The organism is Salinisphaera sp. SWV1, assembly GCF_052044155.1.
GTDB lineage: Bacteria > Pseudomonadota > Gammaproteobacteria > Nevskiales > Salinisphaeraceae > Salinisphaera.
In genome coordinates this window covers 1-517 of sequence record NZ_JBQDYE010000187.1, presented here as the reverse complement: position 1 = coordinate 517, position 517 = coordinate 1, and the positions used below count along the sequence as shown (strand labels likewise).

Annotated in this window: 1 pseudogene; it reads left to right on the top strand. The window is 47.4% G+C overall.

From position 1 onward, the window contains the following. Positions 1 to 9 precede the first annotated feature (9 nt). A pseudogene (locus ACS8YF_RS20175) lies at positions 10 to 517 on the top strand (D-xylose ABC transporter ATP-binding protein); the annotation flags it as partial.

Here is a 517-nt window from a genome sequence, read left to right as displayed (position 1 = left end):
CCGATCTAACAACAACTGGTTGAAATTGCCAAGGCACTTAATAAACAGGTGCGCTTGTTAATTCTCGATGAACCGACAGCCTCATTAACTGAGCAGGAAACGTCGGTTTTACTGGATATTATTCGCGATCTACAACAGCACGGTATCGCCTGTATTTATATTTCGCACAAACTCAACGAAGTCAAAGCGATTTCCGATACGATTTGCGTTATTCGCGACGGACAGCACATTGGTACGCGTGATGCTGCCGGAATGAGTGAAGACGATATTATCACCATGATGGTCGGGCGAGAGTTAACCGCGCTTTACCCTAATGAACCACATACCACCGGAGATGAAATATTACGTATTGAACATCTGACGGCATGGCATCCGGTCAATCGTCATATTAAACGAGTTAATGATGTCTCGTTTTCCCTGAAACGTGGCGAAATACTGGGTATTGCCGGACTCGTTGGTGCCGGACGTACCGAGACCATTCAGTGCCTGTTTGGCGTGTGGCCCGGCCAATGGGAAG